The organism is Dyella sp. 2RAB6 (genome assembly GCF_052115385.1).
Classification (GTDB): Bacteria; Pseudomonadota; Gammaproteobacteria; order Xanthomonadales; family Rhodanobacteraceae; genus Dyella_D.
In genome coordinates this window covers 112235-139227 of record NZ_JBFRGP010000007.1, presented here as the reverse complement: position 1 = coordinate 139227, position 26993 = coordinate 112235, and the positions used below count along the sequence as shown (strand labels likewise).

Annotated in this window: 29 protein-coding genes and 1 tRNA gene; 15 read left to right on the top strand and 15 right to left on the bottom strand. The window is 67.7% G+C overall.

Annotation, left to right across the window (positions count from 1 at the left end; genetic code table 11):
- Positions 1–35: 35 nt before the first annotated feature.
- Both AB4083_RS12940 and AB4083_RS12935 read left to right on the top strand, forming a co-directional pair.
- Positions 36–665 (top strand): DUF47 domain-containing protein, encoded by a 630-nt coding sequence (locus AB4083_RS12940; RefSeq protein WP_441608266.1) that lies wholly within the window; start codon positions 36–38, stop codon positions 663–665.
- Between the two features lie 10 nt (positions 666–675).
- Entirely contained in the window at positions 676–1794 is a 1119-nt protein-coding gene (locus tag AB4083_RS12935) for an anion permease (protein WP_441608264.1), read from the top strand.
- A 15-nt stretch (positions 1795–1809) separates the two neighbouring features.
- On the opposite strand, the gene AB4083_RS12930 is transcribed toward AB4083_RS12935, so the two are convergent.
- Positions 1810–2214: a hypothetical protein gene (locus AB4083_RS12930; RefSeq protein ID WP_441608263.1), complete on the bottom strand. Its 405-nt coding sequence runs from the start codon at positions 2212–2214 to the stop codon at positions 1810–1812.
- 111 nt (positions 2215–2325) lie between these two features.
- Between AB4083_RS12930 and AB4083_RS12925 the strand changes: the two genes are divergently transcribed.
- From AB4083_RS12925 to ybaL, 3 genes are all read left to right on the top strand, one after another.
- Positions 2326–2667, top strand: coding sequence for an MGMT family protein (locus tag AB4083_RS12925; protein ID WP_441608261.1), 342 nt, complete (start codon positions 2326–2328; stop codon positions 2665–2667).
- A 96-nt stretch (positions 2668–2763) separates the two neighbouring features.
- Complete coding sequence (gene recQ, locus AB4083_RS12920) at positions 2764–4575, top strand: DNA helicase RecQ (protein ID WP_441608259.1); 1812 nt, start codon at positions 2764–2766, stop codon at positions 4573–4575.
- A gap of 353 nt (positions 4576–4928) precedes the next feature.
- Complete coding sequence (ybaL, locus tag AB4083_RS12915) at positions 4929–6587, top strand: YbaL family putative K(+) efflux transporter (RefSeq protein WP_441608258.1); 1659 nt, start codon at positions 4929–4931, stop codon at positions 6585–6587.
- A 2-nt stretch (positions 6588–6589) separates the two neighbouring features.
- Here ybaL and AB4083_RS12910 read toward each other — a convergent pair whose 3' ends face one another.
- The 11 genes from AB4083_RS12910 to ftsY all read right to left on the bottom strand — a co-directional run bounded on the left by AB4083_RS12910 (position 6590) and on the right by ftsY (position 14814).
- A complete protein-coding gene (locus tag AB4083_RS12910; RefSeq protein ID WP_441608256.1) occupies positions 6590–6796 on the bottom strand; it encodes a hypothetical protein in 207 nt (68 codons plus the stop codon).
- A gap of 248 nt (positions 6797–7044) precedes the next feature.
- The gene (locus tag AB4083_RS12905; protein ID WP_441608254.1) at positions 7045–8697 is read right to left on the bottom strand and encodes a M28 family metallopeptidase; all 1653 of its coding nucleotides are present in this window, start codon (positions 8695–8697) and stop codon (positions 7045–7047) included.
- Between the two features lie 373 nt (positions 8698–9070).
- Positions 9071–9499 (bottom strand): PepSY domain-containing protein, encoded by a 429-nt coding sequence (locus tag AB4083_RS12900; protein WP_441608252.1) that lies wholly within the window; start codon positions 9497–9499, stop codon positions 9071–9073.
- Between the two features lie 355 nt (positions 9500–9854).
- Positions 9855–10100: a 2-hydroxyacyl-CoA dehydratase gene (locus tag AB4083_RS12895; RefSeq protein WP_441608251.1), complete on the bottom strand. Its 246-nt coding sequence runs from the start codon at positions 10098–10100 to the stop codon at positions 9855–9857.
- Positions 10101–10155: 55 nt separating this feature from the next.
- On the bottom strand, positions 10156–10584 hold the full coding sequence (locus AB4083_RS12890) for a type II toxin-antitoxin system HicB family antitoxin (RefSeq protein ID WP_441608250.1): 429 nt from the start codon (positions 10582–10584) through the stop codon (positions 10156–10158).
- A gap of 18 nt (positions 10585–10602) precedes the next feature.
- Positions 10603–10779: a type II toxin-antitoxin system HicA family toxin gene (locus AB4083_RS12885; RefSeq protein WP_441608249.1), complete on the bottom strand. Its 177-nt coding sequence runs from the start codon at positions 10777–10779 to the stop codon at positions 10603–10605.
- A 294-nt stretch (positions 10780–11073) separates the two neighbouring features.
- A tRNA-Phe gene (locus tag AB4083_RS12880) sits at positions 11074–11149 on the bottom strand.
- A gap of 73 nt (positions 11150–11222) precedes the next feature.
- On the bottom strand, positions 11223–11501 hold the full coding sequence (locus tag AB4083_RS12875) for an oxidative damage protection protein (protein WP_441608247.1): 279 nt from the start codon (positions 11499–11501) through the stop codon (positions 11223–11225).
- Positions 11502–11512: 11 nt separating this feature from the next.
- Positions 11513–12559: an A/G-specific adenine glycosylase gene (gene mutY, locus AB4083_RS12870; RefSeq protein ID WP_441608245.1), complete on the bottom strand. Its 1047-nt coding sequence runs from the start codon at positions 12557–12559 to the stop codon at positions 11513–11515.
- Positions 12556–13638 (bottom strand): AsmA family protein, encoded by a 1083-nt coding sequence (locus tag AB4083_RS12865; RefSeq protein WP_441608244.1) that lies wholly within the window; start codon positions 13636–13638, stop codon positions 12556–12558. The genes mutY and AB4083_RS12865 overlap by 4 nt, the downstream gene beginning before the upstream one ends.
- Positions 13639–13653: 15 nt before the next feature.
- Entirely contained in the window at positions 13654–14814 is a 1161-nt protein-coding gene (gene ftsY / locus AB4083_RS12860; RefSeq protein ID WP_441608243.1) for a signal recognition particle-docking protein FtsY, read from the bottom strand.
- A gap of 104 nt (positions 14815–14918) precedes the next feature.
- Here ftsY and rsmD point away from each other — a divergent pair, with 104 nt between their 5' ends.
- From rsmD to glpK, 10 genes are all read left to right on the top strand, one after another.
- Positions 14919–15479 carry a 16S rRNA (guanine(966)-N(2))-methyltransferase RsmD gene (gene rsmD, locus AB4083_RS12855; RefSeq protein ID WP_441608241.1) on the top strand — a complete coding sequence of 187 codons (561 nt, stop codon included), beginning with the start codon at positions 14919–14921 and terminating at the stop codon, positions 15477–15479.
- Positions 15480–15530: 51 nt separating this feature from the next.
- Positions 15531–16034 (top strand): pantetheine-phosphate adenylyltransferase, encoded by a 504-nt coding sequence (gene coaD, locus AB4083_RS12850; protein ID WP_441608239.1) that lies wholly within the window; start codon positions 15531–15533, stop codon positions 16032–16034.
- 165 nt (positions 16035–16199) lie between these two features.
- Complete coding sequence (locus AB4083_RS12845; RefSeq protein WP_441608238.1) at positions 16200–16703, top strand: hypothetical protein; 504 nt, start codon at positions 16200–16202, stop codon at positions 16701–16703.
- A 129-nt stretch (positions 16704–16832) separates the two neighbouring features.
- Positions 16833–17090 carry a YfhL family 4Fe-4S dicluster ferredoxin gene (locus AB4083_RS12840; RefSeq protein ID WP_441608237.1) on the top strand — a complete coding sequence of 86 codons (258 nt, stop codon included), beginning with the start codon at positions 16833–16835 and terminating at the stop codon, positions 17088–17090.
- On the top strand, positions 17087–18823 hold the full coding sequence (ggt, locus tag AB4083_RS12835) for a gamma-glutamyltransferase (protein WP_441608235.1): 1737 nt from the start codon (positions 17087–17089) through the stop codon (positions 18821–18823). Before AB4083_RS12840 ends, ggt begins: the two co-directional genes overlap by 4 nt.
- A gap of 72 nt (positions 18824–18895) precedes the next feature.
- Positions 18896–19750 (top strand): MBL fold metallo-hydrolase, encoded by an 855-nt coding sequence (locus tag AB4083_RS12830; protein WP_441608234.1) that lies wholly within the window; start codon positions 18896–18898, stop codon positions 19748–19750.
- Positions 19747–20772 carry a TMEM43 family protein gene (locus AB4083_RS12825; protein WP_441608233.1) on the top strand — a complete coding sequence of 342 codons (1026 nt, stop codon included), beginning with the start codon at positions 19747–19749 and terminating at the stop codon, positions 20770–20772. Before AB4083_RS12830 ends, AB4083_RS12825 begins: the two co-directional genes overlap by 4 nt.
- 31 nt (positions 20773–20803) lie before the next feature.
- Positions 20804–22303, top strand: coding sequence for a glycerol-3-phosphate dehydrogenase (glpD, locus tag AB4083_RS12820; RefSeq protein WP_441608231.1), 1500 nt, complete (start codon positions 20804–20806; stop codon positions 22301–22303).
- Positions 22304–22360: 57 nt separating this feature from the next.
- Positions 22361–23209 (top strand): MIP/aquaporin family protein, encoded by an 849-nt coding sequence (locus tag AB4083_RS12815; protein WP_441608230.1) that lies wholly within the window; start codon positions 22361–22363, stop codon positions 23207–23209.
- A 12-nt stretch (positions 23210–23221) separates the two neighbouring features.
- Positions 23222–24721 (top strand): glycerol kinase GlpK, encoded by a 1500-nt coding sequence (gene glpK, locus AB4083_RS12810; RefSeq protein ID WP_441608228.1) that lies wholly within the window; start codon positions 23222–23224, stop codon positions 24719–24721.
- 105 nt (positions 24722–24826) lie between these two features.
- Here glpK and AB4083_RS12805 read toward each other — a convergent pair whose 3' ends face one another.
- The 3 genes from AB4083_RS12805 to flgM all read right to left on the bottom strand — a co-directional run bounded on the left by AB4083_RS12805 (position 24827) and on the right by flgM (position 26951).
- Positions 24827–26107, bottom strand: a complete 1281-nt coding sequence (locus AB4083_RS12805; RefSeq protein WP_441608227.1) for an EAL and HDOD domain-containing protein — start codon at positions 26105–26107, stop codon at positions 24827–24829.
- Between the two features lie 95 nt (positions 26108–26202).
- On the bottom strand, positions 26203–26646 hold the full coding sequence (locus tag AB4083_RS12800) for a flagella synthesis protein FlgN (protein WP_441608225.1): 444 nt from the start codon (positions 26644–26646) through the stop codon (positions 26203–26205).
- Positions 26643–26951 carry a flagellar biosynthesis anti-sigma factor FlgM gene (gene flgM / locus AB4083_RS12795; RefSeq protein WP_441608223.1) on the bottom strand — a complete coding sequence of 103 codons (309 nt, stop codon included), beginning with the start codon at positions 26949–26951 and terminating at the stop codon, positions 26643–26645. Before flgM ends, AB4083_RS12800 begins: the two co-directional genes overlap by 4 nt.
- Between the last annotated feature and the right edge of the window lie 42 nt (positions 26952–26993).

The window sequence follows — 26993 nt, the reverse complement described above, 5'->3', positions numbered from 1 at the left end:
CCCTTTTTTCCCATTGACTTCCAGGCACTCCGCGCATGTTTTCACTGCAGACGATCTTCGGCAAAGGCGACAAGTTCTACGGCCTGCTCGAACAAAGCGCGGAGGCGGCCCGGGAGAGCGCCCACGCCCTGCATGAACTGGTCACCCATACCGACCGCGCGCCGGTGATGGCCGCCTTCGCCTCGGCGCGGGCGCGCGAGAAGGCGCTGGCCGCGCAGATCAGCGAGGAACTGGTCAACACCTTCGTCACCGCGCTGGACCGCGAGGACATCGAGGCGCTGAACTCGGCGCTGTACAAGATCCCCAAGACGGTGGAGAAGTTCGCCGAGCGCTACGAGATCGTCGCCTCGCGCCTGGCCGACGTGGATTTCGCCCAGCGCGCCCAGGTACTGGAGCAGGCCAGCGGGGTGGTCTCGGACATGATCGGCGAGCTGCGCCGCGGCCTGCGCATCGACCCGGTGAAGAAGCTGCAGGACCGCCTGCAGACGCTGGAATCCGAAGGCGACCGCATGCTGCTGGCGCCGTACCGCACGCTGTACGTGGAAGGCAACGACGCGATGCGCGCGATGCTGGCCAAGGACCTGTTCGAGCTGATCGAGAAGGCCATCGACAAGTGCCGCGACGTCGGCAACATCGTGTACTCCATCGTGCTCAAGAACTCCTGAGGCGCCCGCGATGAGCATGGTTCTCGCGGTGGTGCTGATCGCCCTGGTCTTCACCTACATCAACGGTTTCCACGACACCGCCAACTCCATCGCCACGGTGGTGGCGACCAAGGTGCTGAGCCCGGGCCAGGCGGTGATCCTGGCCGCCATCACCAACCTGATCGGCGCGCTGTGGGGCACCGCGGTGGCCAAGACGATTGCCGCCGGCCTGATCGACACCCACGTGGTGGCGGCCGGTTCGCAGCTGCTGATCTGCGCGCTCAGCGCGGCCACGGTGTGGAACCTGTTCACCTGGTGGCTGGGCCTGCCGTCCAGCTCCAGCCACGCCCTGGTCGGCGCGCTGGTGGGCGCGGCGATCGCCGCTTCGGGCGACAACTTCGCCTCGATCATCTGGTCGCAAGGCGGCGCCCACTGGTGGCAGGGCAAAGGCGTGATTCCCAAGGTGGTGGTGCCGATGGTGGTGTCGCCGCTGCTCGGCTTCGTCATGGGTTTCCTGCTGATGGGCGCGCTGTATGCGCTGCTGGGCTGGTTCTCCAGCCGCCAGGGTTTCCTGCGCCGCTTCGGCCGTACCCCGTTCGTCAACAGCTTCTTCGGCAAGGCGCAGATCGTCTCGGCCAGCGCCATGGGCCTGGCCCACGGCATGAACGACGCGCAGAAGAGCATGGGCATCATCGCCCTGGCCCTGGCCGGCGCCACCACGGCCGGGCAGTTCGACGGCCTGCCGTCGTGGCTGGGTTTCCTGCGCATCCATGGTTCGGCCGATGGCGGTTTCGACGTGCCGGCGTGGGTGGCGGTGGTGTGTGCGCTGACCATGGCCAGCGGTACCGCCGGCGGCGGCTGGCGCATCATCAAGACGCTGGGCCACAAGATGGTGAAGCTGCATCCGATCAACGGTTTCGCCGCCGAGGGCAGCTCGGCCGCGGTGATCCTCACCGCCTCGGCCTTCGGCGTGCCGGTGTCGACCACCCACAACGTGTCGGCCTCGATCATGGGCGTCGGCGCGGCCAAGCGCTGGAACGCGATCCGCTGGTCGGTGGTGGAACGGATGGTGTGGGCCTGGATCCTCACTCTGCCGGTCACCGCCTTGCTGGCCTATGGCGGGGTGCGGCTGGCGCAGGCGCTGCTTTGAGTCAGCTGCTTTAAGTCAGAAATCGTCGCCGCCGTCGGCGACGACCTGCTCCAGTTCGTCGCCGAGCGCACCCAGCTCGTGGATCACCCCCTGCAGCTCGTCGATCGAGAGCAGCTCGTAGGGCCGGTTCTCGCACAGGTGCAGGAACGGCGAGCCGTCCAGGTCGGCCACCGCGAGGAAGCCCACGCGCTGCTCCCAGTTGAAGCGCAGGCAGCGCCGCGCGTCCGCGCCGGCGAACGGGCCGATCGGGGTGGAAATGCGCAGGAAGCGCCGTCCGGCCTCGTCCTCCAGTTCCGCCAGGTAGATGCCCTGGTGCCGGCCCTGCGGCAGCGGCAAGTCGAAACTGATCAGGTAGGGCCCGTTGTGGCGCAGCCGATGCTGGGCGCCAATCAGGGAACGCACGGCTTCGAAGTGGCGCATGATGCGGCTCCCGGTGGAAGAACGGGTTGGGCTACTCTGCCACGACTTTGTGACTGCGCGCGCTAAGACTTACTGCTATATGCCTTCATGCCGTCTCACCCCGGTCACGCCATGAACGAAGCCCACGCCCGCATTTTCGCGGCCATCGCCGCCATTCCCCCGGGCCGCGTCGCCAGTTATGGCGCCATCGCCGCACGCGCCGGCTTGCCGGGCCGCGCCCGCCTGGTCGGCCGCGCGCTGGGCGAGGTACCTGATGGGATGGAGCTGCCGTGGTTTCGTGTGCTGCGCTCCAGCGGACAGATCGCGTTTGCGCCGGGCAGCCGAGGTTTTCGCGAGCAGTCGCGGCGGTTGCGCGCGGAAGGCGTGGAAGTGAAGAACGGCAAGGTGCCGTTGTCGCGCTTCGGGCTGGATGCGGATATCGACCACGTGTTGTGGGGCATGCCGGGCGACTGAGCGCTTGCCGCGCCGACCGCGATATCGGAGCCGGCCTACACGACGAAGCGCCAAACGCCGGGAGCAAGGGCGAGCGCATTTGCTAGCATTCGAGGAATGTCTTCCTCTCCTCTCGACATCCTCCATACCGTCTTCGGCTACACCAGTTTCCGCGGCCAGCAGCAAGCCATCGTCGAACAGGTGGCGCAGGGCGGCGACGCCCTGGTGCTGATGCCGACCGGCGGCGGCAAGTCGCTGTGCTATCAGATTCCCGCGCTGCTGCGGCAGGGCACGGGCATCGTGGTGTCGCCGCTGATCGCACTGATGCAGGACCAGGTCGACGCGCTGCGCGAAGCCGGCGTGGCCGCGGCCTATCTCAACTCCAGCCTGTCCGCCGAGGACCAGCGCGAGGTCGAGCGGCAGCTGCTGGCCGGCGAGCTGAACCTGCTCTACGTGGCGCCCGAGCGCCTGCTCACGGCACGCTTCCTGAGCCAGCTCGAACGCACCGAAGTGGCGCTGTTCGCCATCGACGAGGCGCACTGCGTATCGCAGTGGGGCCACGACTTCCGCCCCGAATACCGCGAGCTGGCGGTGCTGCACCAGCGCTTCCCGCAGGTGCCGCGGGTCGCGCTCACCGCCACCGCCGACCAGCGCACGCGCGACGAGATCGTCGAGCGCCTGGCGCTGCAGGACGCGCGCCAGTTCCTGTCCAGCTTCGACCGCCCCAACATCCGCTACCGCGTCGGCCTGCGCCACAACGCGAAGCGGCAGCTGGCGGATTTCCTCGAGGGCCATCGCGGCGAAGCCGGCATCGTGTACTGCCTGAGCCGCCGCAAGGTGGACGAGACCGCGTCCTGGCTGGCCGAAGCCGGCGTCGCCGCGCTGCCTTACCACGCCGGCCTGGATGCGGCCACGCGGGCGGCGAACCAGCAGCGCTTCCTGCGCGAGGACGGCGTGGTGATGGTCGCCACCGTTGCCTTCGGCATGGGCATCGACAAGCCGGACGTGCGTTTCGTCGCGCACCTGGACCTGCCGCGCAGCATGGAAGGCTATTACCAGGAGACCGGCCGCGCCGGCCGCGACAGCCTGCCGGCCGAGGCCTGGATGATCTACGGCCTGTCGGACGTGGTGACGATGAGCCAGATGATCGCCCAGTCCGAATCCGCCGACGAACGCAAGCGCGTGGAGCGGCAGAAGCTGGAGTCGCTGCTCGCTTTTGCCGAGGCCACCGAATGCCGGCGCGAGCGCCTGCTCGGCGCGTTCGCCGAAACCTACCAGGGCCCCTGCGGCAACTGCGACAACTGCCTGGAGCCGCCGAAAACCTGGGACGCCACGGTGCCCGCGCAGAAGGCGCTGTCGGCGGTGTACCGCAGCGGCCAGCGCTTCGGTTCCGGCCATGTGATCGACATCCTGCGCGGCGTCGACAGCGAGCGCATGAGCCAGCTGCGCCACGACCACCTGAGCACCTACGGCATCGGCGCAGAGATGGACGAGAAACAGTGGCGCTCGGTGTTCCGCCAGCTGCTCGCCGCGGGCCTGCTGGAAGCGGAGGGCGAATACGGCACGCTGCGCCTCACCCGCAGCAGCCGCGAGGTGCTGGTCGGCAACCGCCAGGTGCTGCTGCGCGAAGACACCCGGCCGGAGCGCCGTTCGCGCCGCCGCCGCGACAGCCAGCTCGTCACCGGCAGCAGCCTGGGCATCGAGGCGTACGAGCAGCCGATGTGGGATGCGCTGCGCGCCCTGCGCGCAAAGCTGGCCAAGCAGCATGGCGTGCCGGCCTATGTGATCTTCCACGACGCCACCTTGCTGGCGATGCTGCGCGAGCTGCCGGCGAACGAGGACGAGATGGGTTCGATCAGCGGCGTGGGAAAGGCGAAGCTGGAGCGCTATGGGCAGGATTTCCTGGCGGTGATCAATGCGCAGGAGTGACAGGCGGTACGGCGGACGCGACTTTTCGCTCGTCATCCCGGCGCAGGCCGGGATCCAGTAGCGACGCCGTTCGGTCATGCGAAAAGAGTAAGCGCAGACGTTCGACGCCAAGGGTTCCATGCAGCATGTCGCCACTGGATCCCGGCCTGCGCCCGGATGACGAGGAAGTGAGGTCGCGACAAGACCGAGCCTGCGGCCGAAAAATCGCCTTCGCGCTTGTGCCGTGCGCCGCCAGCCCTTACAACTCATAAACGCGCCACGACGAGCCTGCTTGTCCACCACGGCGCCCCCGCGCTGCCGCAGCACCCGGGTACCCGCTCATCACCGCGCTCATCACCGGAAGGACCGCCGCCATGCATGACGCCCCTCTTATCGGCACCATCGTCGGCGGCATCGTGCTCGCCTTCTTCTTCGCCGCCATCGCGCATCGCCTGCGCCTGCCGCCGCTGGCCGGCTATCTGCTCGCCGGCGTGGTGTGCGGACCGTTTACCCCGGGCTTCGTCGCCGACGGCCATCTCGCGCATCAGCTCGCCGAGATCGGCGTGGTGCTGCTGATGTTCGGCGTGGGCCTGCATTTCTCGCTGAAGGATCTGCTCTCGGTCAAATCCATCGCGATTCCCGGCGCGCTCGGCCAGATGGCGGTGGCCACCGTGCTGGGCATGCTGCTGGGCTGGGCGCTGGGCTGGCCGCTGATGCAGAGCTTCGTGTTCGGCCTGGCGCTGTCGGTGGCCAGCACGGTGGTGCTGCTGCGCGCGATGGAAGAACGCCGCCTGATGGACACCGAGCGCGGCCGCATCGCGGTGGGCTGGCTGATCGTCGAGGACCTGGCGATGGTGCTGGCCCTGGTGCTGCTGCCGGCGATCGGCGCGTCCTTGAATGCGGGGCAGTCGATGTCGTTCGGCGAGATCGCCATGACCGTGGGCATCACCATCGGCAAGGTGGTCGCCTTCGTGGCGGTGATGCTGATCGTCGGGCGCCGCCTGATTCCGTGGCTGCTGCAGGTGATCGCGCAGACCGGCTCGCGCGAACTGTTCCGCCTGGCCGTGCTGGCGATCGCGCTGGGCGTGGCGTTCGGCGCCGCGGGGCTGTTCGGCGTGTCGTTCGAACTGGGCGCGTTCTTCGCCGGCATGATGATGGGCGAATCGAAACTCTCGCACGACGCGGCGGAGGAAACCCTGCCGCTGCGCGACGCCTTCGCCGTGCTGTTCTTCGTCTCCATCGGCATGCTGTTCAACTACCACGTGCTGCTGTCCGAACCGCTGGTGGTGCTGGCCGCGCTGGCGATCATCGTGATCGGCAAGTCCGTGGCCGCGCTGGGCATCGTGCTGGCGTTCCGTAAGCCGCTCACCACCGCACTCACCATCGCCACCAGCCTGGCGCAGATCGGCGAGTTCTCCTTCATCCTGATCGGCGTGGGCGTGACCCAGAACCTGGTCACCAAGGAAGCGCAGGACGTGCTGCTGGCCGCGGCGATCCTGTCGATCCTGATCAATCCGCTGCTGTTCAAGCTGCTCGATCGCGCCAAGGCGCGGATGGATGCGCGCGCGGCGGCGAGCGAAGCGGAGCAGGGCGGCGCTGCCGCCGCGCCGCTGCAGCCGACGGCGCTGAGCGGCCACGTGGTGGTCGCCGGCTATGGCAAGTTAGGCCAACTGTTGGGCGAGGCCGTGCATGCGACCGGCCTGCCGCTGCTGGTGCTGGAGGAAGAGAAGGACCATGTCGATACCTTGCAGCAGCAGGGCATCGAGACGCTGGTGGGCAATGCGTCCAGCGATGAGGTGCTGGGCGCGGCCAATCTGCCGGAAGCGAAAGCCCTGCTGGTGACCTTGCCGCAGGCCTTCGAGAGCGGCGAGGTGGTGCGTGCGGCGCGGCAGTTGAATCCGCAGTTGCGCATCATCGCGCGGGCGGATTCGGAAGAATGCCGCGAGCATCTGCAGAAGCAGGGTGCGGATATGGTGGTGCTGGGCGAGCGCGAGCTGGCGCGGGCGATGACGGAAGGGCTGGCGCCGGCCTGATCTCAGCCCGCCATCCGCCAGCGCTCATCCGGCTCATCCGGCTCATCCGGCTCATCCGGATCGCGCCCATGCGTCAGCGCGGCCTCCTGCCGCAGATAACGCCATTCATCCAGCAACGCCGGCAAGCGCGCGTGCGGCCACGACTCGCGCAACGACGCCAGCGCCTGTTCGGCACTGTCGTGGCGTCCGGTTTCCTGCATGTCGAACATGCTGCGCCAGCGGCGTCCATGGCGGACGATGCGGAACAGCCCTGCCTTGGCGGGGTATACGTATTGGGCGAGCATCGAGCGGTCTTGCCGTTGGGGGACGGTGTCCGCATAGCGTGCGCGCGGCCTATGACGGGATGGTGATTGGCCGAAGACGGCTTTGTGGCTTTTCGTGAATTCGCCATCCACGCGCTAATGAAAAACGAACGGCCCGCATGTGCGGGCCGTTCGGGTGCTGCAGATACCGGTGCTTACTTGCGCTGGGCGGCGGTGGTATCGCGTGCCGCGCGGAACTCCGAATCCTTGCTCCAATCCGGCCACTGGCTGGAATTGGCCAGCTCGCTGCCCAGCGTGTAGAGGATCTGCAGGTCGCGTGCCATGCCGGTGAACGACCAGCCGGCTTCCCACTCGTCCGAGGGCTGGTGGTAGTGCTTGTCGGTGTAATCGTCCTCGGCCTGCTTGCCCGCGGCGAGGCCGCCGTCGACCCAGTCGTTGCCCGAGCCGAACGAGATTGCCGGCACGCCGCGCTTGGCGAAGGAGAAATGATCGGAGCGGAAAAAGTGGCCCGCTTCCGGCTTCGGGTCCGGCGAGTAGGCCAGGTTCCAGCGCTTGGCGGTGGCGATCAGGTCGTCCAGCAGGTCGAGCTTGGCGCTGCCGGAAATGGTGAAGTTGCGCGCGGGGCCGTGCGGGTCGAGCGCATCGAGATTGATCACGCCCACCGTCTTGCCCAGCGGGTAGAGCGGATTGGCCGCGTAGTACTCGGAGCCGAGCAGGCCCTTTTCCTCGGCGGTCACGTTGAGGAACACGATGGAACGCTCGGGCTTGGGCGCGCTCTTGAACGCGCGCGCCAGTTCCACCAGCGCGGCTGTGCCGGTGCCGTTGTCCACCGCGCCGTTGTAGATCTTGTCGCCCTTCGCATCGGGCGCGCCGACGCCCAGGTGATCCCAGTGCGCGCTGTAGATGACGGTCTCGTCCGGACGCTTGGCGCCGTCGATGCGGCCCACCACGTTGTGCGAGGTGATCACCTTGCTGTCCACCTTGTAGTTGGCGGAGAAGCTCTCGCCCTTCAGCGTCACCGGCTTGAACTCGCGCGTCTGCGCCTGCTTCTTCAGCGCGTCGAAATCCAGGCCGGCGCGTTTGAACAGGTCCACCGCGAAGTCGCGCTGGATCCAGGCCTCCACTTGCGGATGCGTCGCGGCGGGCTTGTCGCGCACGATGTCGAACATCGCATTGGTGTTGGAGTTCTTCACCGTGTTCCAGCCGTAGGACGCCGGCTCGGTCTCGTGCACGATCAGCACGCCGGCCGCGCCCTGGCGCGCTGCTTCCTCGTACTTGTAGGTCCAGCGGCCGTAGTAGGTCATGGCCTTGCCGCCGAAGTCGCCCTGGCCGGTTTCGAAATCCGGATCGTTGACCAGCACCACGGCGATCTTGCCGTGCAGGTCCACGCCCTTGAAGTCGTCCCAGTTGCGCTCCGGCGCCTTCACGCCGTAGCCGACGAAGACCAGCGGCGCGTCCTTGATCGCCACCTGCTTGGAACCGTCCATCGCCGCGCGCACGGCGATCTGCTCACCCTGGGTCAGCGCCTGCGGCTTGCCGTCCACCGTCACCGACAACGCCGGCGTGCCCGCGATCTCCGCGCGCAGCAGCGGCACCGCCTGGGTCCACTCGCGCTTGCCGTTCTTCAAGTCACCGCCCGGCTGCAGGCCGGCGGCCTTGTACTGGGCGATCAGGTAATCGATGGTCTTGGTCTCGCCGGCCGTGGCCGGGCCGCGGCCTTCGAACGCATCGGAGGACAGCGTCTTCACGTCGGCCGAGAGGCGATGCGGATCGAACGTCGGCGCTTCGGCCGCCAGCACGGCGCTGGAGATGGACAGGGCAAGGAGCGAAAGGGCGAGTCGTTTCACGGGCGTTACCTGTGGGGAAAACGGACTCAATCATAGAAGCGTGCGTTGGCGAGAGCGAGGCGCCGGTCCGGTTTTCCTTTGGATCGAGACAATGTCAAAGAGTCCTAGAGACAGTTCCTACCGGATGGAACTGCATCACAAAACGCGTGTGCGCAGGCTCTCTAACATCCGCACCGGGGAGCAATTGTTCGACTTCCCGCGGCGTGTCGACAGGGGGCTAGGGATAGCAGGCTCGACGCAATCCACTCGGAAGTGAGCGCCGCCCATTTTTTCTCGCCGTTCGCCTGACGCGAATGGCTTTCGGGGACGGATACCAACCAAAACAGAAGCGCCGGGGCAGCTGCCACCGGCGCTTCTGCTTTTTGGATGGGACTCAATCGGTGCCGATCACCTTGCCCGTATGCGGATCGATCTGCAGCTTCACGTCGGCGCCGGCGGGATTCTCTGCCTTGGCGCGCCACAGGCCGTCCTTGAAATCCACGTCGTGGACGTGGGTGTAGCCGGCGGTGGAGAGCGAGGCGCGCACATCGGTTTCGCTCAGCCGCGAAACCTGCTCGTCCGGATAGGCCTCGCCGGTGCGCGGATCGACCTTGACGGTGACGCTGCGTCCGTCCGCGCTCTTCGCATGAGCCCGCCACATGCCGTCGCGGAATTTTAGGTCGTGGACTTTCTTGAAGCCCTGCTGCTCGAGCTGGTTCTGCACCTGCCGTTCGGTCAGCGCGTCCTGCGCCATCGCGAGCGGAGCGGCCAGCGCTACGGCGAGCGCCAGTGCTGCGGTCCATGAAGAGTGATGAAGCTTCATCGACGTCTCCTGTTTGCGGTGGGGTGGTCGTCGAGTGTTCCTCGGCGGACCCAACCTGCGGTGAATGGAGACGTGATGTGCACGAAGCGAAAGCTGCGCTGAACCGCGCGTCGCTTGAAGGTGCTGGGGGAAAACGGAAGGAAATTCCCGGTGGCGAGTCGCTCCGACGAGCTCGCCACCGCTGGCGTGCTCGCCAGTACCGGCCATCCCCGGCTGTAGGAAAGTGGCCCGCGACGAGGGTCGGGCTGGCAAGGGGGCACGTGCAACATGACCTCGCCGCGGGCACGTGAGCATCGTGCCGGGGAGGGCGGCGCCAATGAATCAGACAAGTCCTATGAGACTTGCCGACGCATGATCAATTCATCAGCTGCTGCAGATAGGTCACTACTTCCTCCTCCGGGAGGAAGGTGAGCACGTCGTCGACCTTCAAGCCGTACTTGCGCTTGATGTCCATGAATTCGGTCCGGGCCAGCGCCATGCGCTGTTCCGGACTCAGCCGTGCCAGTTCGTCGCGCGACAGCGGAGCGGAAGGCTTGTGATCGACAGCGGCGAGTTCCTGTTGGAACTGACGCCAGATGTCGTCAGAAATGCGAGTGGGCATTGCTGCGGGAGTTCTTATCGGGAGGGAGGGAAGGTAGCAGTCGCATCGGCGCATGCTAGCGATTGATGATGGCCTGGGCGCCGCGCACCAGGATGCCGCTGCGCGACTCGCCGGGATGCTCGGCGACGTAGCGGTCGATCATCTTGAGCAGCGGCTCCGGGACGGTGATATTCACCCGAATGGCCTTCGCCGTGAGCCTGGACGTGTCGACGTCGATGACATGCCAGGCCCACTTGTTCGGCGGGAAATGCCCGGGGCCGCCCTTGGCGTCCCGGCCTGAGATCAGGTCGGCGAGATTCGAAGCGCCCGGAAAGTCCTTGCCTTCGCTCACCAGGTCTTCGAGCGCGAACAGCATGGCCTCTTCGGCATTCGCCAGCGCCTCGTCCAGCGTGTCGCCGGCGCTGAATACACCTGGAAAGTCGGGGACGATCACGCCGAAGGCGGTTTTATCGTTGCCGGTTTCAATGACGACGGGATAACGCATAGGTACCTCGGGCAGGGCTCAAAGGCCGGCCTGCTTGAGTATTGCTGCGACCAGTCCCGTGCCCAGGTCCTTCTTGGGATGAGGAATGATCAGCGTGATATTGGCGGCATTGCGCAGCTTGTGATGGCTGCCGCGAACGCTGATGACAGCGAAGCCCCTGGATCTGAGGAATTTGAGCAGGTCGACGCTGTTCATGGCATTTATACACACCAAGTGTGTATCGGTCAATGAGTGGGGCGGGGACTGGACAGGCTAGAGGCTGGCGCGGGCCGATCGGTGGAGCGAAGCCTTCTTTTGGGCATGCGCTTACGAGGCTGTCAAAAAGGGCGCGGGTGATTCCGCTGCGACTCTGCAGCGCAGTCGCGCGATGCAGCGAATACGACGCCACCAGCGCTACGCATCGCTCATCGAGCAGATGATCAAGTTCTTCGCAAACGTGAGATTTTTTGAGCGGCTGCTTCAGCGCAACGCTGGAAAACCGCTTGAAGATGGTGGCCGAGGACGGAATCGAACCGCCGACACGGGGATTTTCAATCCCCTGCTCTACCAACTGAGCTACTCGGCCAGAAGTGCTGACGACCGGAGGGGTCATCGGTACCGCGTGGAGCCGCGCATTAAACCGAAGTTCGCCGCAGCCGTCAAGAATCCGCGTCCGGCGCGACGTAGCCTTCGGGCTGTGCGACCTCGCCGCCGAACAGGAATTTCTCCATCTCCTCGCCCAGGAACTTGCGCGCCTTCGGGTCCAGCGGGTTGAGGCGGTATTCGTTGATCAGCATGGTCTGATGCGCCAGCCATTCCTGCCACGCCGGCTTGGAGATCTGCGCGTAGATGCGCTGGCCGAGCGGGCCGGGCCAGGGGGCGAAGTCGAGGCCTTCGGCCTCGGTGCCGAGCTTGGCGCAGCGGACGGTACGGCTCATGGCGGCTTCCTTCAAAGACTTTGCAGCAGGGTGCGCACGGGGGCGGGCAGGCCGAGCGCGGCGAGGTCGCCGGTGTCGCACCAGCGCAGCCCGGGATTATCGGCGATCGCGCTGTGCGCTGTCGCGCCATCGAACAGCAGCGGTTCGACTTGCAGGCGGTAATGGCTGAACACGTGCACGAACGGCGTCAGCGCCTGCGCATCGTCGATGCGCGCGAGCTGCTGCGCCTTGCGCCATGCGTTCTCGGTGCCGTCGGCCTCGGGCAGGCTCCACAGGCCGGCCCATACGCCTTGCGGGCCGCGGCGTTCCAGCAGCACGCGGCGGCGCTCGTCGCGCAGCAGCAGCATCACGGTGGAGCGGGTCGGCACGCTCTTGCCGGGCTTGGCGCTGGGCAACTGGGCGGTGAGCTTGTCGCGTCGCGCGACGCAGTCGGCGGCGACCGGGCAGTCCTCGCATCTGGGCTTGGAACGCACGCAGACAGTGGCGCCCAGGTCCATGATCGCCTGCGTGTAATCGGCGATGCGCACGGCCGGCGTGTACGCCTCCGCGTGCCGCCACAGTTCCTTCTCCACGGCGCTCTGGCCGGGATGGCCGTGGATGCCGAGGTGGCGCGTCAGCACGCGCTTGACGTTGCCGTCGAGGATGGCGAAGCGCAGCCCGTGCGCCTGCGCCAGGATCGCACCGGCGGTGGAGCGGCCGATGCCGGGCAGGTCGGCCAGCGCGTCGAAGTCGCGCGGCAGTTCGCCGCCGTGGCGTTCCACGCACAGCTGCGCGGCGCGATGCAGGAAACGGGCGCGGCGGTAATAGCCCAGGCCCGACCACAGCGCGAGCACGGTGTCCTCGTCCGCCGCGGCCAGGTCGCGCAGCGTGGGCAGCGCGTCGATGAAGCGCTGGAAGTAGGGGATCACCGTGGCGACCTGGGTCTGCTGCAGCATCACCTCGGACAGCCACACGCGATACGCGTCGCGCGGATGCTGCCAGGGCAGGTCGTGGCGGCCATGGCGGTCGAACCACGCCAGCAGCCGCGTGGCGAAATCGGGTGCTGCGGGTTTGCTCATTTGGGTGCGCGCGTCGCGTTCTTGCTGTCGGCGGGCGTGGCGGCGGAAGCTGCCGCGACCGGTGCGACGCCGGCCTTGATGGTCAGGCCTTCGATGCTGACGCCGCCGGTTTCCAGCCTGGCGATCTCGGTGGTGCCGGTGCCGGGCGGCACGCTCAGGCGCGGGCCCTGCGGATGATTGAGCTGGGCCCACCAGTCGGCCAGCGCCAGCGGCGGCAGGCGCAGGTCAGCGTGGTTGCCGGGCCCGTCGAGCTTGACCGCCAGCAGCAGCGGGTCGACCTGGTTGGCCGGGGTCAGCACCAGCGAGGTGTCGTAGACGCCGGCCTCGGCGTGATCGAGCTTGCCGCGCAGGCGCAGCGAGGCATCGGCCGCGCCGTGCCAGTGCGCATCGCCGGCCAGTTGCAGGGTCAGAGTGCTGCCTTGCGAGAAATGCACGCCCAGCGCATCCAGTTGCAGCGTGTCGCCCTTCAGGCGCGGCGTCGCCGACAGGTCCAGCTGCAGCGGTTCGCCCGCGGCGTCCTTGGCGGAAATCGACAGCGGGAACGGCTGGCCGGAAATCAGGCTGCCGCTATCGAGCGACACATCGCCCAGCAGCAGCTCGTTGCCGCGCACCAGGCTGCCGCGCGTGACGCGCACGCCCGCATCGATGCGCGGGATCTGCGGCGGCTCGCTTGCGGGGCGCGGCGGCAAGCTGGCCAGCCACGCTTGCAGGGCGTCCAGATCCATCCGCGGCGAATCGATCTCCAGCCGCGAAATCACCGTCTCCTTGCCCAGCAGCGCACGCCACGGCAACTGCAGGCGCCCGCGCGCGGCGAGCAGGATCGGCATGCTCGCGTCCTTGGCGCTGAGGGTCAGCCCCTGCAGCTCCAGCGCCGGTCGTGGAAACAGCGTGGGGCTGGCCGGACTGGCCAGATTGAGAATCAGGCCGGCATTGCTCGCCTCACGTTGCAGCAATGCGGTGAAGCGGCTCGGCTGCAGCAGCAGGTAGAGCGAGACGACCACGGTGAGCAACGCCACCAGCGCCAGACCCCCGGCACTCCAGAGGGTGATGCGCAGCCAGCGCGGCAGGTTCAGTCGCATGGCTGGCGCATGGGCTTAGGCACCGATGCTCGCGGGCAGCAGGCCATCCACGTAAGCCTGCGCCTCGAACACGCGCAGGTCGGTGGCGGTTTCGCCGAGGCCGACATAGCGGATCGGCAGGCCGAACTCGCGGGCCAGCGCAAACACCACGCCGCCCTTGGCGGTGCCGTCCAGCTTGGTCACCACCAGGCCGGTCACGCCGACGATCTGGCGGAACTGGCGCACCTGGCTGATCGCGTTCTGGCCGGTGGTGCCGTCGATCACCATCAGCACTTCGTGCGGCGCTTCGGCGTCGATCTTCTTCAGCACGCGGGCGATCTTGCCCAGCTCGTCCATCAGGCCGCCCTGGGTATGCAGGCGGCCGGCGGTGTCGGCGATCAGCACGTCGGCGCCGCGCGAACGGGCCGCCTGCAGCGCGTCGAAGATCACGCTGGCCGAATCCGCGTCCTGGCCCTGTGCGATCACCGGCACGTTGTTGCGCGCGCCCCAGGTCTTGAGCTGTTCGACCGCGGCGGCGCGGAAGGTGTCGCCGGCGGCGAGCAGCACCGAGCGATGTTCGTCGCGAAAGCGGCGCGCCAGCTTGCCGATGGTGGTGGTCTTGCCCACGCCGTTGATGCCGACGGTGAGCACCACAAAAGGTTGGTGGCCGCTGACCTCGAGCGGGCGCTGCACCGGCACCAGCAACGCCACCAGGTCCTTGCGCAGCGCGGTGAGCAGGGCGGCGGCGTCGGCGAACTCGCGCTTGTGCATGCGCTTGCGCAGGTCTTCCACCAGCGAGGTGCTGGCTTCGATGCCGACGTCGGCGGTGATCAGGGTGGTTTCCAGCTCATCCAGCAGCGCGTCGTCGAGCTTGGGATTGCGGCTGAACAGCGAGCTCAGGCCACGCGCGAAGGAGCTGCCGGACAGGCGCTCGCGCCAGCTGCGCCTGGCGGGGGCAGCTTCGGCGCCAGGCGCTTCGAAGGCCGGCACTTCGAAGGGTTGTTCTTCGGTCTCCGGCTCGGCCGGCGGCGCGGCTTCCGACAGCGCTTCGCCCAGCGCGGGCGTGTCCAGCGAAGCAGCGTCCGCATCGTGCGGCATGGCCGCGACCGGGGCATCCGTTGCCGCAGCGGGCGCTGGCGCTTCGGCCGGTGGCGGCGTGGGCGTCTCGGCGGGTTTCTTCTTCCAGAACTTGAGCATTGCGGCGGGGATTCGAAGACAATGCCGCCCATGCTACCACCCCGGACTTTTCCTCCCCGACTCTCCGCCAGTGTCCGGCACGTCGCGTCGCGGCCGCGGTTCACATGAGCGGCACGGCCGGGCGCATCCGCATCATCGGCGGCACGCTGCGCAATTCCCGCCTCGACGTGCCCGAGCTGCCGGGCCTGCGCCCCACCGCCGAACGGGTGCGCGAAACCCTGTTCAACTGGCTGGCGCCGGTGATCGCCGGCGCCGATTGCCTGGACCTGTGCGCGGGCACCGGTGCGCTGGGCATCGAGGCCTTGTCGCGCGGCGCGGCGCGTACGCAGTTCGTGGAGCGCGACCCGCGCGTGGCGCACGCCTTGCGCGCCAATCTGGCCCGCTTGAAGGCGGCCGGCGGCGAAGTGGCGGCGGTGGATGCGGGTGCGTATCTGCAAGGTCCGGCGCGCCCGTATGGCGTGGTCTTCCTCGATCCGCCGTTCGCGCTGGAGCTGTGGGAACCGCTGTCGCACCGGCTGGAAGCGGGCGGCTGGTTGTCGCCCTCGGCCTGGATCTACGTGGAAGCTCCGCGCGGCAAAGCACTGACTTTGCCGTCCACATGGCAGCCGCATCGCGAGGGCCAGGCAGGCGAAGTGCATTACGCCCTCTATCGCCGGGTTGCCTGATCCAGCCCAAGCGCTAAGCTACCGGTCCTTTTCGCCAGCGCCGAAGCCCACGTGAATCCGCCGGTCAATACGCGTCTCGCCGTCTATCCGGGCACCTTCGATCCGATCACCAACGGACATGCCGACCTGGTCGCGCGCGCCGCGCCGCTGTTCGAGCGCGTGGTGGTGGCGGTAGCCGAAAGCCAGAACAAGGGCGGCAAGGGCCCGGGCTTCAGTCTCAACGAGCGCATCGCGCTGGCACGGCTGGCCCTGGCCGACCTGCGCAATGTGGAAGTGCGCGGCTTTGACTGCCTGCTGGCCGATTTCGTGAGCGAGATCCATGCCGGCGTGATCATTCGCGGCCTGCGCGCGGTGTCGGACTTCGAATACGAATTCCAGCTCGCCAGCATGAACCGCCATCTGATCCCGGGCGTGGAAACGCTGTTCCTCACCCCGGCCGAGCAGTACAGCTTCATCTCGTCGTCACTGGTGCGCGAGATCGGCCGCCTGGGCGGCGATATCTCGGGCTTCGTGCATCCGGCGGTACAGCAGGCGATGCGCCAGCGCCGTGCCTGAAACGCTGTGGTTTGCACCGGGGGCGCTCGTGTATGCTCCCGGCCATCCTGCGGACAGGGACAGGCAAGTCATGCCGGCTCCCGTCGGCGGCGCCGGAGGGTTCCGTCTTCCGGGAATCCACGTCCAGACTTCCAAGACTCCATCCAAGACCTCAGGGTGACCACCATGCATAAGTACGCACTCCTCGCCGCCATCGCGCTCGGCTCGCTGGCGCTTGCCGGCTGCGACAAGGGCGGCGACGACAACGCCAACCAGGCCGCCGCGCAGACCGCGCAGGTTTCCAAGCCGACCGATCCGAACGACGGCAAGGCCTGGAACACGTACCTCGGCCAGATCGTGCAGAAGAACATGCAGGGCATGACCGCCGATCGCCCGTACCCCTACCTGGTCAACGCCGGCGACAGCGACGACGACAAGGCCAAGCGCGACCGCCAGCTCTCCAATGTGCAGGACACCGTCGCCCGCGGCGTGCTGCCGGGCAATATGCTGGTATTCGCCGGTCCGGAATCGACCAAGACCGCCGACCTGATCATCGAAGCCTTCAAGGACGCCAAGCCGGGTTCGTTCAAGGACGTGATCATCCTGTTCATCGGCGACCAGGCCGACGAGGCGCGCGTCACCACCGCGCTGCAGCCGACCGGCGCGAAGCTGCGCTTCGTGGCGATGTAAGCCCGGGCCACAGCCGGCGTTTCGAGAACCCGCGGCATGCGCATGCCGCGGGTTTTTTCTTGGGCGAAATCCGCGTCTTGGGCCGATTGCTGCGCCGCGGCATCCGGCGCTACCGTGTACACTCGTGCGATGTCCCTGAAAATCCTCGATACCTGCGTCAATTGCGACGTATGCGAACCGGTCTGTCCGAACAAGGCGATCTCGCTGGGCGAGGAGTACTACGTGATCGATCCGGCGTTGTGCACGGAGTGCGTGGGGCATCATGACGAACCGCAATGCATCGAGGTCTGCCCGGTCGAATGCATCCTGGTCGACCCCGAGCACACCGAGACGCAGGACCAGCTTCAACTCAAGTACCGCCAGTTGATGAAAGAGGGGCAGGCATGAGGTTTTCCGTGATGTGGCCGGCGCTGCGCGCCCGCGCCGTGCTGTTGGGCCTGCTGCTGGTCAGTGGCTCCGCTTTTGCCGATGGTCCGCGTACCGCTCCCGCCGCAACGAAAGCGCCTGCCGCCGTAAAGGGGCCGGGCAAGGCCGCGATCGCCAGCGCCAACTTCCATGCCACCGAAGCCGGCCTCGAAGTGATCGCCAAGGGCGGCAACGCGTTCGACGCGGCGATCGCGGTGGCCTCCGCGTTGTCGGTGGTGGAGCCGGAAAGCTCCGGCATCGGCGGCGGCTTCATGGCGGTGCTGCATCGCGCCTCGGATGGCAAGGCGGTCTTCATCGACGCGCGCGAGACCGCGCCGGCCGCGGTGAACGCCAAGGACTACCTCGACGCCGATGGCTCGCCCAATCGCGACGCCGCCTTGAACGGCCCGCTCTCCGCCGGCATCCCCGGCGAGCCGGCCGGCCTGGCCTGGCTGGCCAGGCACTACGGCAAGCTGCCGCTGAAGGAATCGCTGGCGCCGGCCGTGCGCCTGGCGCGCGACGGCTTCGAACCGGACAGCCGCCTGCTCAATGCGCTCGAGGAACGCCAGCAGGACATCCGGCGCTGGCCCGCCTCCGCCGCCAAGTTCCTGCCCGGCGGCAAGGTGCCGGCCAAGGGCGCGACCTGGCGCGATCCCGGCCAGGCCCGCACGCTGGAAGTGCTGGGCGAAAAAGGCCACGACGGTTTCTATCGCGGCGACGTCGCGCAGAAGCTGGTCGCCGCCGTGCAGGTTGCCGGCGGCCACTGGACCGCCAAGGACCTGGAGAGCTACCAGGTGAAAGAGCGCGCGCCGATCGTGGTCGACTACCGCGGCTACCGCATCGTCACCGCGCCGCCGCCGTCCTCCGGTGGCGTGGCGGTGGCCGAGATCCTCAACATTCTCGCCGGCTTCGACCTCGGCAAGCTGGACGACGCGCACCGCACGCATCTGGTGATCGAGGCGATGCGCCGCGCCTTCCGCGACCACAACGATTATCTGGGCGATCCGGACTTCGTAAAGATGCCGCTGGACATGCTGCTGTCGCCTTACTACGCGGCCGGCCTGCGCCAGACCATCCTGCCGGACAAGGCCACGCCCTCGGCGATGCTGCCGGCCAGCACCGGTGTCGATCCGGGCATGCACACCACGCATTTCTCGGTGATCGACCGCGAAGGCAATATCGCTTCGGTCACGCTCACGGTGAACTACACCCTCGGTTCCACCTTCGTCGCCGAAGGCACCGGCGTGCTGCTCAACGACGAGATGGACGACTTCGCGCTGGTGCCGAACAAGCCCAACGTTTACGGCCTGCTCGGCAGCGCCGCCAACGCGCCGGAGCCGGGCAAGCGCATGCTGTCGTCGATGACGCCGAGCATCGTGTTCGGCGCCGACCGCATCGGCGTGATCGGCTCGCCCGGCGGTTCGACCATCATCACCCAGGTGCTGGAAGGCATCATGGCCTTTATCGACGGCAAGGACGCACTTGGCATCGCCGGCCAGAAGCGCTTCCACCACCAGTACATGCCGGACCGCGTGGATGTGGAAGAAGGCGTGTTCGACGCCGCCACCACCGACGCGCTGACCCGCATGGGCTATACGCTCAAGCAGCGGCAGCCGTGGGGCTATATGAACGTGGTCACCTGGGATCTGAAAAGCGGCAAGCTCGATGCGGCCAGCGATCCGCGCCGTCCGTCGGGCCTGGGCAAGGTGCAGTAAGCAGTTCGCCGGCGCGCTGCAAAGGGGGCGCGCGCCGGTGCCATAAGACAAGTGGCAGGGCAGGGGATTTCCATGCAGTTGTGGTCGCTCACCGGTAACTCGCAACAGCTCGACGGCGGCGCCATGTTCGGCAACGCTCCCAAGGCGCTGTGGTCGCGCTGGATCGCACCGGACGCACAGAACCGTATTCCGCTGGCCTGCCGCTGCCTGCTGGCCAAGGGCCTGGACGGCCGCAACGTGCTGTTCGAAACCGGCATCGGCGCCTTCTTCGAACCCGCGCTGCGCGAACGCTACGGCGTGGTGGAAGAACGCCACGTGCTGCTCGAATCGCTGGCGCAGGCCGGCTTGTCGCATGCAGACATCGACGTGGTGGTGCTCTCGCACCTGCACTTCGACCACGCCGGCGGCCTGCTCGCCGCCTGGGAAGAAGGCGAGCCGCCGAGCCTGCTGTTCCCCAAGGCTACTTATGTGGTGGGCGCCGAACACTGGCGCCGCGCGCAGCAGCCGCATCCGCGCGACCGTGCCTCGTTCATTCCCGAACTGCAGGCGCTGCTGCAGGACAGCGGGCGGCTGGAGCTGGTTGAAGGCGAACATGCGCAGACGCTGGGCGCGTCGGTGCGCTTCAGTTATTCGGACGGCCATACGCCCGGGCTGATGCTGGCCGAAGTGGGCGGCGTGGTGTTCTGCGCCGACCTGATCCCCGGACGCTTCTGGGTGCACCTGCCGATCACCATGGGCTACGACCGCTATCCCGAGGAAATCATCGACGAGAAGCGGGTCTTCCTCGAAGACAAGCTCGCGCGCGGCATCGAACTGTTCTTCACCCACGACCACGACTGCGCCATCGCGCGCGTGGTGCGCGACGAGCGCGGCCGCTACGGCACCGCCGACGAGCGGCGCGATGTCGCCGGGCTGGTGCGCCCGTGAGCGCGCGGCAGTGGCTCGCCGGCCTCGCCGGCGCGGTGCTGGTGCTGGCCGGCCTGGGCGTGGTGGCGATGACCGAGCAGGCCGCCATCGAGCATCGCGTCGCGGCCGAGCGCCATGGCGGCCAGGTGCTGGACGTGCAGGGCGATGCGCGGCCGGACATCGGCAAGGACCGCTATATGGTCCGCGTCAGCGGCAAGCTCAACGTGGTGGAGCCGCCGCTCGATCCCGAATTCAACCAGCGCATGGCCACGCCGGTGCTGGTGCGCCACGTGGAAATGTTCCAGTGGCGCGAAGTACGCGTCGGCACCGACGTGCACTACGAGCAGGACTGGGTCGACCGTCCGCTCGACGCCAGCCGTTTCGAAAAGCCCGCCGGCCACGCCAACCCCGGCGCCTTCCCGATCCAGGGCATGCAATTCGATGCCGGCCTGGTGAAGGTCGGCGGCTATGCGCTGGCGCCCGCGCTGCTGCACGCCTTGCCCGGCGGCGATCTGGTCGGCCCGGATCTGAAGGCCTTGCCGGCCAATCTCGCTGCCAGTTTTTCCAGCTACGGCGATTACCTGGTCACCAGCTCCAGCCCCGAACACCCGCGCCTGGGCGACCTGCGGGTGAGCTGGGAAGCCGTGCCGGTGCAACTGCTCACGGTCTTCGCGCGCCCGCAGGGCGACCTGCTGGTGCCCGCCAGCGACGCGGCGGACGGCAAGGGCTACGACGTGCAGGTCGGCGACCGCCGCCTGATCGACGTATTGCCGGACGTGCCCGAGCCGCCGGTGTTCGCGGTGGCGCGGCGGATCCTCGCCGTGCTGCTGGTCAGCCTGGGCATCTTCCTGCTGTTGCGCAGCCGCATGTCCGACCACCACACGCCGCTGATCGCGCTGGGTGCCGGCGTGCTGCTGGCCGGCGCCGTAGCCGGAGTGATGTGGCTGGGCAAGGATCTGCAGGCCAGCGCGTACTGGTTCGTGCTGGCGGTGGCCGGACTGGCCATCGTGGTGTGGCGCCTGCACGCAAGGGCTGCGCATTAATCGTTGATCCACCCCGCACACGGGACGAGGCATGACGGAGCAAGTCGATGTTCTGGTGGTGGGCGGCGGCATCAACGGCACCGGCATCGCGCGCGATGCGGTCGGCCGGGGCTTGAGCGTCTGGTTGTGCGAGCAGGACGACCTCGCCGCGCATACCTCCAGCGCCAGCACCAAGTTGATCCACGGCGGCCTGCGCTACCTGGAACAGTTCGAGTTCGCCCTGGTCGGCAAGGCGCTGGCCGAGCGCGAGGTGCTGCTGCGCGTGGCGCCGCACATCATCTGGCCGCTGCGCTTCGTGCTGCCGCACCAGTCGCACCTGCGGCCGGCGTGGATGATCCGGCTGGGCCTGTTCCTCTACGACCACCTGCAGCGGGGCCGCCGCAGCCTGCCCGGCTCGCGGCGCGTACGCCTGTCCAGGCATGCGGTCGGCCAGCCCTTGCGCGAGGAGTTCCTGACCGGCTTCGTCTATTCCGATGCCTGGGTGCAGGATGCGCGCCTGGTCGTGCTCAATGCGATGGACGCGGTGCAGCGCGGCGCGCGCGTGATGACGCATACGCGCTGCGTCAGCGCACGGCGCAGCGGCGAGCGCTGGCTGGCGCGCCTGCAGGGTGCGGACGGCAAGGTCACCGAGGTGGCGGCGCGCGCGCTGGTCAATGCCACCGGCCCGTGGGCCGTCGATTTCCTCGACGAGGTCACCGCCGAAGGCCACGACCACGGCCTGCGCCTGGTCAAGGGCAGCCATATCGTGGTGTCCCGGCTGTACGAGCATCGCTACGCGTACATCTTCCAGCAACCTGACCGGCGCATCGTGTTCGCCATTCCCTACGAGCGCGAGTTCACCCTGATCGGCACCACCGACGTCGAATATCGCGGCGACCCGGCGCATCCGCGCATCGATGCGCAGGAGGTGTCGTATCTGTGCGATGCGGTCAATCGCTATTTCAAGCGCAGCATCGCACCGGCGGATGTTGTGTGGAGCTACAGCGGCGTGCGTCCGCTGCTCGACGACGAAAGCGGCAAGGCCTCGGAAGTGACGCGCGACTATCTGCTGGAGATCGAGCCGGCCAAGGGCGCGCCTTTGCTGAATGTGTTCGGCGGCAAGCTCACCACGTTTCGCAAGCTGGCCGAGGAAGCGGTGAACAAGCTGGCGCCCCTGCTCGGCAATACCGAGCCGGCGTGGACCGGCAAGGGCCATCCGCTTCCCGGGGGCGATATCCAGGACGTCGCCGGCCTCGCGCAGCAGTTGCGCGCGACGCGGCCATGGCTGGGCGAGGCGATGGCCTGGCGGCTGGCGCATACCTACGGCAGCCAGTCGGTCCGCGTGATCGGCGATGCGGCTGCGCTGGCCGAACTGGGCGAGCATTTCGGCGCCGATCTCTACGCCAGCGAAGTGGATTACCTGCGCCGCTACGAATGGGCGAGCAGCGCCGAGGACGTGCTATGGCGGCGCACCAAGCTGGGCCTGCATGTCGGCGAGGATGGCGCGGCGCGACTGGCCGCTTACTTCGCCAAGGCGGCGGGCGCGCACTGAGGTTCCGATTCACGCACCCGGCGCGCACGCCGCGGTGCATTCCAGGAGAGGGAAGGCATGCGGCAAACGATCGGTGAATTGATTTCGGAAGCGCTGGCGATGTTCATCATCATCGGCCTCGGTGATTCGGTAGCGTGCATGTACGTGCTGTACGACCCCAGTCCCTACCAGAACGCCTACTGGGGCGTGTGCATCGCCTGGGGCCTGGCAGTGACTATCGCCATCTATGCCACCGCTTCGATCTCCGGCACGCATGCCAACCCGGCGGTGACCTTGGCGCTGGCGCTGTTCCGCGGCTTCCCATGGAAGAAGGTATTGCCGTACACGGTCGCGCAAGTGATCGGCGCTTTTCTCGGCGCGGGCATCGTCTACGTGCTGTTCGGTCCGGTGATCGATCACTACAACCAGACCCATGGCCTGACCCGCGAAGCCGGCGGCGCGGCGGGCGTGTTCTTCACCCATCCGGGGCTGGCGATCACGCCGATGCATGCACTGCTGGACCAGGTCATCCTCACCGCCTTCCTGCTGTTCGGCATCTTCGCCATCACCGAGCGCTACAACGAGATCGCGCCCGGCGCCAATTCCGGCGCGCTGATGATCGGCCTGCTGGTCGCCACCATCGGCGCCTCGATGGGCTATCTCGAAGCCTGGGCGATCAACCCCGCGCGCGACTTCGGCCCGCGCCTGTTCGCCTTCTTCGCCGGCTGGGGCAGCTCGGCCTTGCCCAGCCCGAACAACTACTGGTGGGTGCCGATCGTCGGTCCATTGCTTGGTGGCGTGGTCGGCGCCGGCGCGTACCAGCTGCTGGTGCATCCGTTCCTGCCGGCGCGCGTGCGGGCGCTGGAAGAAGAGCGCATCGCGCAAGCGCAAGGCAAACCGGTTTCCCCTTCCAACCCTTCGGCCTGAGCGGGGCGCTGCATGGACAAGACCTATATCCTGGCGATCGACCAGGGCACCACCAGCTCGCGCACCATCCTGTTCGACCACGACGGCCATGTGGTCGGCACCGCGCAGCGCGAGTTCCCGCAGGTGTTCCCGCAGCCGGGCTGGGTGGAGCACAACCCGCGCGAGATCATGACCAGCGTGCTGGTGACCATGACCGAGGTGATCAACCAGACCGGCGTGGATCCGTCGCGCATCGCTGGCATCGGCATCACCAACCAGCGCGAGACCACGGTGGTGTGGGACAAGCAGACCGGCCAGCCGATTCACAACGCCATCGTGTGGCAATCGCGCCAGACCGCCGCGATCTGCGAGCGGCTGAAGCAGGAAGGCTACGACGAACTGGTGCGCAGCAAGACCGGCCTGCTGATCGACGCGTATTTCGCCGGCACCAAGGTGCGCTGGATCCTCGATCACGTCGACGGCGCGCAGGAGCGCGCGCAGCGCGGCGAGCTGCTGTTCGGCACCATCGATACCTGGCTGATCTGGAACCTGACCGGCGGCAAGGTGCACGTCACCGACTACACCAATGCCTCGCGCACCCTGATCTACGACATCTACCAGCGGCAATGGGACGACGAGCTGCTGAAGATGCTCGACATCCCGCGCGCGATGCTGCCGCAGGTGAAGTCGTCCAGCGAGATCTACGGCCAGACTTTGCCTAAGCATTTCTTCGGCCGCGAAGTGCCGATCGCCGGTATCGCCGGCGACCAGCAGGCGGCGCTGTTCGGCCAGGCCTGCTTCGAACCGGGCCTGGCCAAGAACACCTACGGCACCGGCTGCTTCATGCTGATGAACACCGGCGAGAAGGCGGTCGCGTCGAAGAACGGCCTGCTCACCACCATCGCCTGGGGCATCGACGGCAAGGTCGAATACGCGCTGGAAGGCAGCATCTTCGTAGCCGGCTCGGTGATCCAGTGGCTGCGCGACGGCTTGCGCATGCTGGGCAAGGCCAGCGATTCGCAGGACTACGCCGAGCGTGCGCGCGACAGCGAAGGCGTGTACTTCGTGCCGGCCTTCGTCGGCCTGGGCGCACCGTACTGGCGCAGCGATGTGCGGGGCGCGGTGTTCGGCCTGTCGCGCGGCACCACCAAGGAGCAGTTCATTCGCGCCGCGCTGGAATCGATGGCTTACCAGACCCGCGACGTACTGGAAGCGATGCAGAGCGATTCGGGCATCGAGCTGAAGGAGCTGCGCGCCGACGGCGGCGCCATCGCCAACGATTTCATGGCGCAGTTCCAGGCCGACATTCTCGACGTGACCCTGCTGCGGCCCAAGGTGCAGGAAACCACGGCGCAGGGCGCGGCGTACCTGGCTGGGCTGGCGGTGGGCTTCTGGCAGAGCCGCGAGGAGATCGCCCGGCGTTGGGCGGTGGACCGGGAATTCAAGCCGGCGATGGCGCAGGAGCAGCGCGAGAAGCTCTACCGCGGTTGGAAGAAGGCGGTGCGGGCGACGATGGAGTTCACGCCGGATTGATGGCCGCACCCGGCGTAGGTTGGGGTGAGCCGAAGGCGAACCCCAACGAGGTGTATGCGTGGCGACGACGTTGGGGTTCGCTGCGCTCACCCCAACCTACGCTGCTCAATGCGGCTTCTGCTCCGCAAACGAATGCACATGATCCGCCCAGCGGATCGCCTCCAGATACGCCGCCGCCATCCGCCGGATATGCTGCGGCGAAGCCTCTCCGCCGCGCAGCTCGCCGGCTTCCCAGCGCTGCACCTGTTCCAGCAGCGGCGCGAACGGGCCTTGCTGCTCCAGCAGCGCGCAGCGGATATCCGGCGCCAGCGGCAGGTGCTGCAGCAGCAGTTCCATCGGTGCGCACATCAGGCTTTCCAGCAGCGAGAACAGGCCGGTGGTGAAGGCCATCTCGCGCTGCTCGCGCGACAGGCTCTGCGCCAGCTGCTCGCACATATGCGCGCGGATCAGCGCGGCGCGCAGCAGTTCCGGCGGGCGGTCGTCCATGCCGCTCAGCGCCATGGTGCTGATCCAGTTGCGCATGCGGGTGAGGCCGAAGAAGATCGCCGCCTGCTCCACCGACTTCAGCTGGCGCGGCAGCGCGAAATAAGCCGAGTTCACGCAGCCCAGCAGCTTGTAGCTGAGGATCACGTCGTTGCGGATGATCTGGCCCAGTTCGACCGGGCCGTTGCCGTCCTCGTCCAGCGCGCGCAGCAGGCGCAGCACGCTGAGGCGGTTGGCGCTGAGCACCGGCATGTCCACTTTCTCGGGGCGCAGCAGGTAGGGGCCCTGGATGCCGGCGAACGGCAGGCCCATGCAGCGATTGCAGGTGTCGTGATCGTTGACGTGGCCGGCCACCACGTGCAGCCCGCGCGCATGCAGCGCTTCGCAGCGCTCGCGCAGGGCGGCCTCGTCGAGGCGGCTGGCGTCCAGGCGCACGTAGCGCGCCAGGTCCAGCAGCACGTGCAGTTCGTCGCCGCCGGGCAGGTCGCTGGCGGCGCCTTCCAGATCGAGCAGCAGCGCGCAGCCGCGCGCCGAGAGCTGGCGCAGGCGTTCGAGCAGCAGCACGTCGTGGACGGCGCGCGGCGACACCACCAGGCCGATGCGCGGATGGCGCAGCACCTGGTCGGCCTGCTCCAGCACCAGCTCGCCCGGCAGGCGCACGAACACGCGGTTGCCGCGCGCCCATTGAGTGACCGAGCCGTCGATGATGGTGGAGAGCAGACGGTGGCCGAGCGCGCGCTCGTCTTCGCCGTCTTCCTGCAGCAGCAGCTCGTACGCCATCAGCTGGCGATCGCGGTCGAGCATCGGGATGCGCACCACCGGCAACGGCGCGCTGGCGGCGGTGCCGGCGAGGGCGGCGGCCTGGGCCTGGGCTTGGGCGGCTTCTACAGCGGTATCGGTCATGGAGACGTCGGCCAGCGATGGACCTGCGCTCAAGGCAGGGCCGTGGGGGTTCGCCCGCCGCGTGCGGCAGGTCCTTCAGGTGGGGCGTTTCAAGCTCAGGCTTCCGCCAATGAAAGCGAGCGGTGATCGATGCGCAAGGTGCCGCCCGGGCCGTACACGCCCGATTCGGCGCCGCCGGTCAGTACCGCCAGCGCCTGGCGCACCTGGCGCAGGCGCTGTCCGACGATCTGGCCGTTGTTCTGGTTGGCGTGCTGGCAGTCGGTGAGCGCAGCCATCACGCCGTCCCAGGCCGCGCGCTGCGCGGGCGTGGTGGCGGCGATGGCGCGCGCGAGCTGCTGGCGCTCGGCGTCCAGTTGTTCCAGGCGTTCGAGCTGGGTCTGCTTGTCCTGCCCCGCGAGATGCAGCGCGTCGGCATCGGCCCGCTCCAGCGCGTCGCGCTCGGCGGCCAGTGCGGCGGTCAGCCGCGACGCGGTCTGGCGCATGTCGCCGAGTACCGCGTCGAAGGCGTCGACCATCTCGTGGCGCAGGTCGGTACTCATGGCTTGCCGTTGAGCTGGCCTTCCATCGAGATCAGGCCGTCGGCGATCTTGCCGGCGTCGACGCGGTAGCTGCCGTCGGCGATCGCCGCGCGGATCTGCTCCACGCGCTTGGTGTCGATGGCCGGGGCCTTGTCGCCCTGCGCCGCGGTGAGTGCGCGCGCCGACTCGGTGAGCTTCACGCTGTCGTCCGCCTTGGCCGCGGGAGCAGCCTCGGTCGCCGGCTGGCTGGCCTGGGCCTGGGCATTCTGGTTGCCCTTGGCCTGCGGAAGTACCGGCAATCCATTGGAGGTGATGGTGGTGTTCATGAGGCGTGTCCTTGAGGGCTTGTCGACCCTTCAAACCGGTTA

Excerpts from the sequence above, each read along its gene's own strand:
- AB4083_RS12940 (WP_441608266.1), top strand. The coding sequence starts at position 36 with ATGTTTTCACTGCAGACGATCTTCGGCAAAGGCGACAAGTTCTACGGC.
- AB4083_RS12935 (WP_441608264.1), top strand. The coding sequence starts at position 676 with ATGAGCATGGTTCTCGCGGTGGTGCTGATCGCCCTGGTCTTCACCTAC.
- AB4083_RS12930 (WP_441608263.1), bottom strand. The coding sequence starts at position 2,214 with ATGCGCCACTTCGAAGCCGTGCGTTCCCTGATTGGCGCCCAGCATCGG.
- AB4083_RS12925 (WP_441608261.1), top strand. The coding sequence starts at position 2,326 with ATGAACGAAGCCCACGCCCGCATTTTCGCGGCCATCGCCGCCATTCCC.
- recQ (WP_441608259.1), top strand. The coding sequence starts at position 2,764 with ATGTCTTCCTCTCCTCTCGACATCCTCCATACCGTCTTCGGCTACACC.
- ybaL (WP_441608258.1), top strand. The coding sequence starts at position 4,929 with ATGCATGACGCCCCTCTTATCGGCACCATCGTCGGCGGCATCGTGCTC.
- AB4083_RS12910 (WP_441608256.1), bottom strand. The coding sequence starts at position 6,796 with ATGTTCGACATGCAGGAAACCGGACGCCACGACAGTGCCGAACAGGCG.
- AB4083_RS12900 (WP_441608252.1), bottom strand. The coding sequence starts at position 9,499 with ATGAAGCTTCATCACTCTTCATGGACCGCAGCACTGGCGCTCGCCGTA.
- AB4083_RS12895 (WP_441608251.1), bottom strand. The coding sequence starts at position 10,100 with ATGCCCACTCGCATTTCTGACGACATCTGGCGTCAGTTCCAACAGGAA.
- AB4083_RS12890 (WP_441608250.1), bottom strand. The coding sequence starts at position 10,584 with ATGCGTTATCCCGTCGTCATTGAAACCGGCAACGATAAAACCGCCTTC.
- AB4083_RS12885 (WP_441608249.1), bottom strand. The coding sequence starts at position 10,779 with ATGAACAGCGTCGACCTGCTCAAATTCCTCAGATCCAGGGGCTTCGCT.
- AB4083_RS12875 (WP_441608247.1), bottom strand. The coding sequence starts at position 11,501 with ATGAGCCGTACCGTCCGCTGCGCCAAGCTCGGCACCGAGGCCGAAGGC.
- mutY (WP_441608245.1), bottom strand. The coding sequence starts at position 12,559 with ATGAGCAAACCCGCAGCACCCGATTTCGCCACGCGGCTGCTGGCGTGG.
- AB4083_RS12865 (WP_441608244.1), bottom strand. The coding sequence starts at position 13,638 with ATGCGACTGAACCTGCCGCGCTGGCTGCGCATCACCCTCTGGAGTGCC.
- ftsY (WP_441608243.1), bottom strand. The coding sequence starts at position 14,814 with ATGCTCAAGTTCTGGAAGAAGAAACCCGCCGAGACGCCCACGCCGCCA.
- rsmD (WP_441608241.1), top strand. The coding sequence starts at position 14,919 with ATGAGCGGCACGGCCGGGCGCATCCGCATCATCGGCGGCACGCTGCGC.
- AB4083_RS12845 (WP_441608238.1), top strand. The coding sequence starts at position 16,200 with ATGCATAAGTACGCACTCCTCGCCGCCATCGCGCTCGGCTCGCTGGCG.
- AB4083_RS12840 (WP_441608237.1), top strand. The coding sequence starts at position 16,833 with ATGTCCCTGAAAATCCTCGATACCTGCGTCAATTGCGACGTATGCGAA.
- ggt (WP_441608235.1), top strand. The coding sequence starts at position 17,087 with ATGAGGTTTTCCGTGATGTGGCCGGCGCTGCGCGCCCGCGCCGTGCTG.
- AB4083_RS12830 (WP_441608234.1), top strand. The coding sequence starts at position 18,896 with ATGCAGTTGTGGTCGCTCACCGGTAACTCGCAACAGCTCGACGGCGGC.
- glpD (WP_441608231.1), top strand. The coding sequence starts at position 20,804 with ATGACGGAGCAAGTCGATGTTCTGGTGGTGGGCGGCGGCATCAACGGC.
- AB4083_RS12815 (WP_441608230.1), top strand. The coding sequence starts at position 22,361 with ATGCGGCAAACGATCGGTGAATTGATTTCGGAAGCGCTGGCGATGTTC.
- glpK (WP_441608228.1), top strand. The coding sequence starts at position 23,222 with ATGGACAAGACCTATATCCTGGCGATCGACCAGGGCACCACCAGCTCG.
- AB4083_RS12805 (WP_441608227.1), bottom strand. The coding sequence starts at position 26,107 with ATGACCGATACCGCTGTAGAAGCCGCCCAAGCCCAGGCCCAGGCCGCC.
- AB4083_RS12800 (WP_441608225.1), bottom strand. The coding sequence starts at position 26,646 with ATGAGTACCGACCTGCGCCACGAGATGGTCGACGCCTTCGACGCGGTA.
- flgM (WP_441608223.1), bottom strand. The coding sequence starts at position 26,951 with ATGAACACCACCATCACCTCCAATGGATTGCCGGTACTTCCGCAGGCC.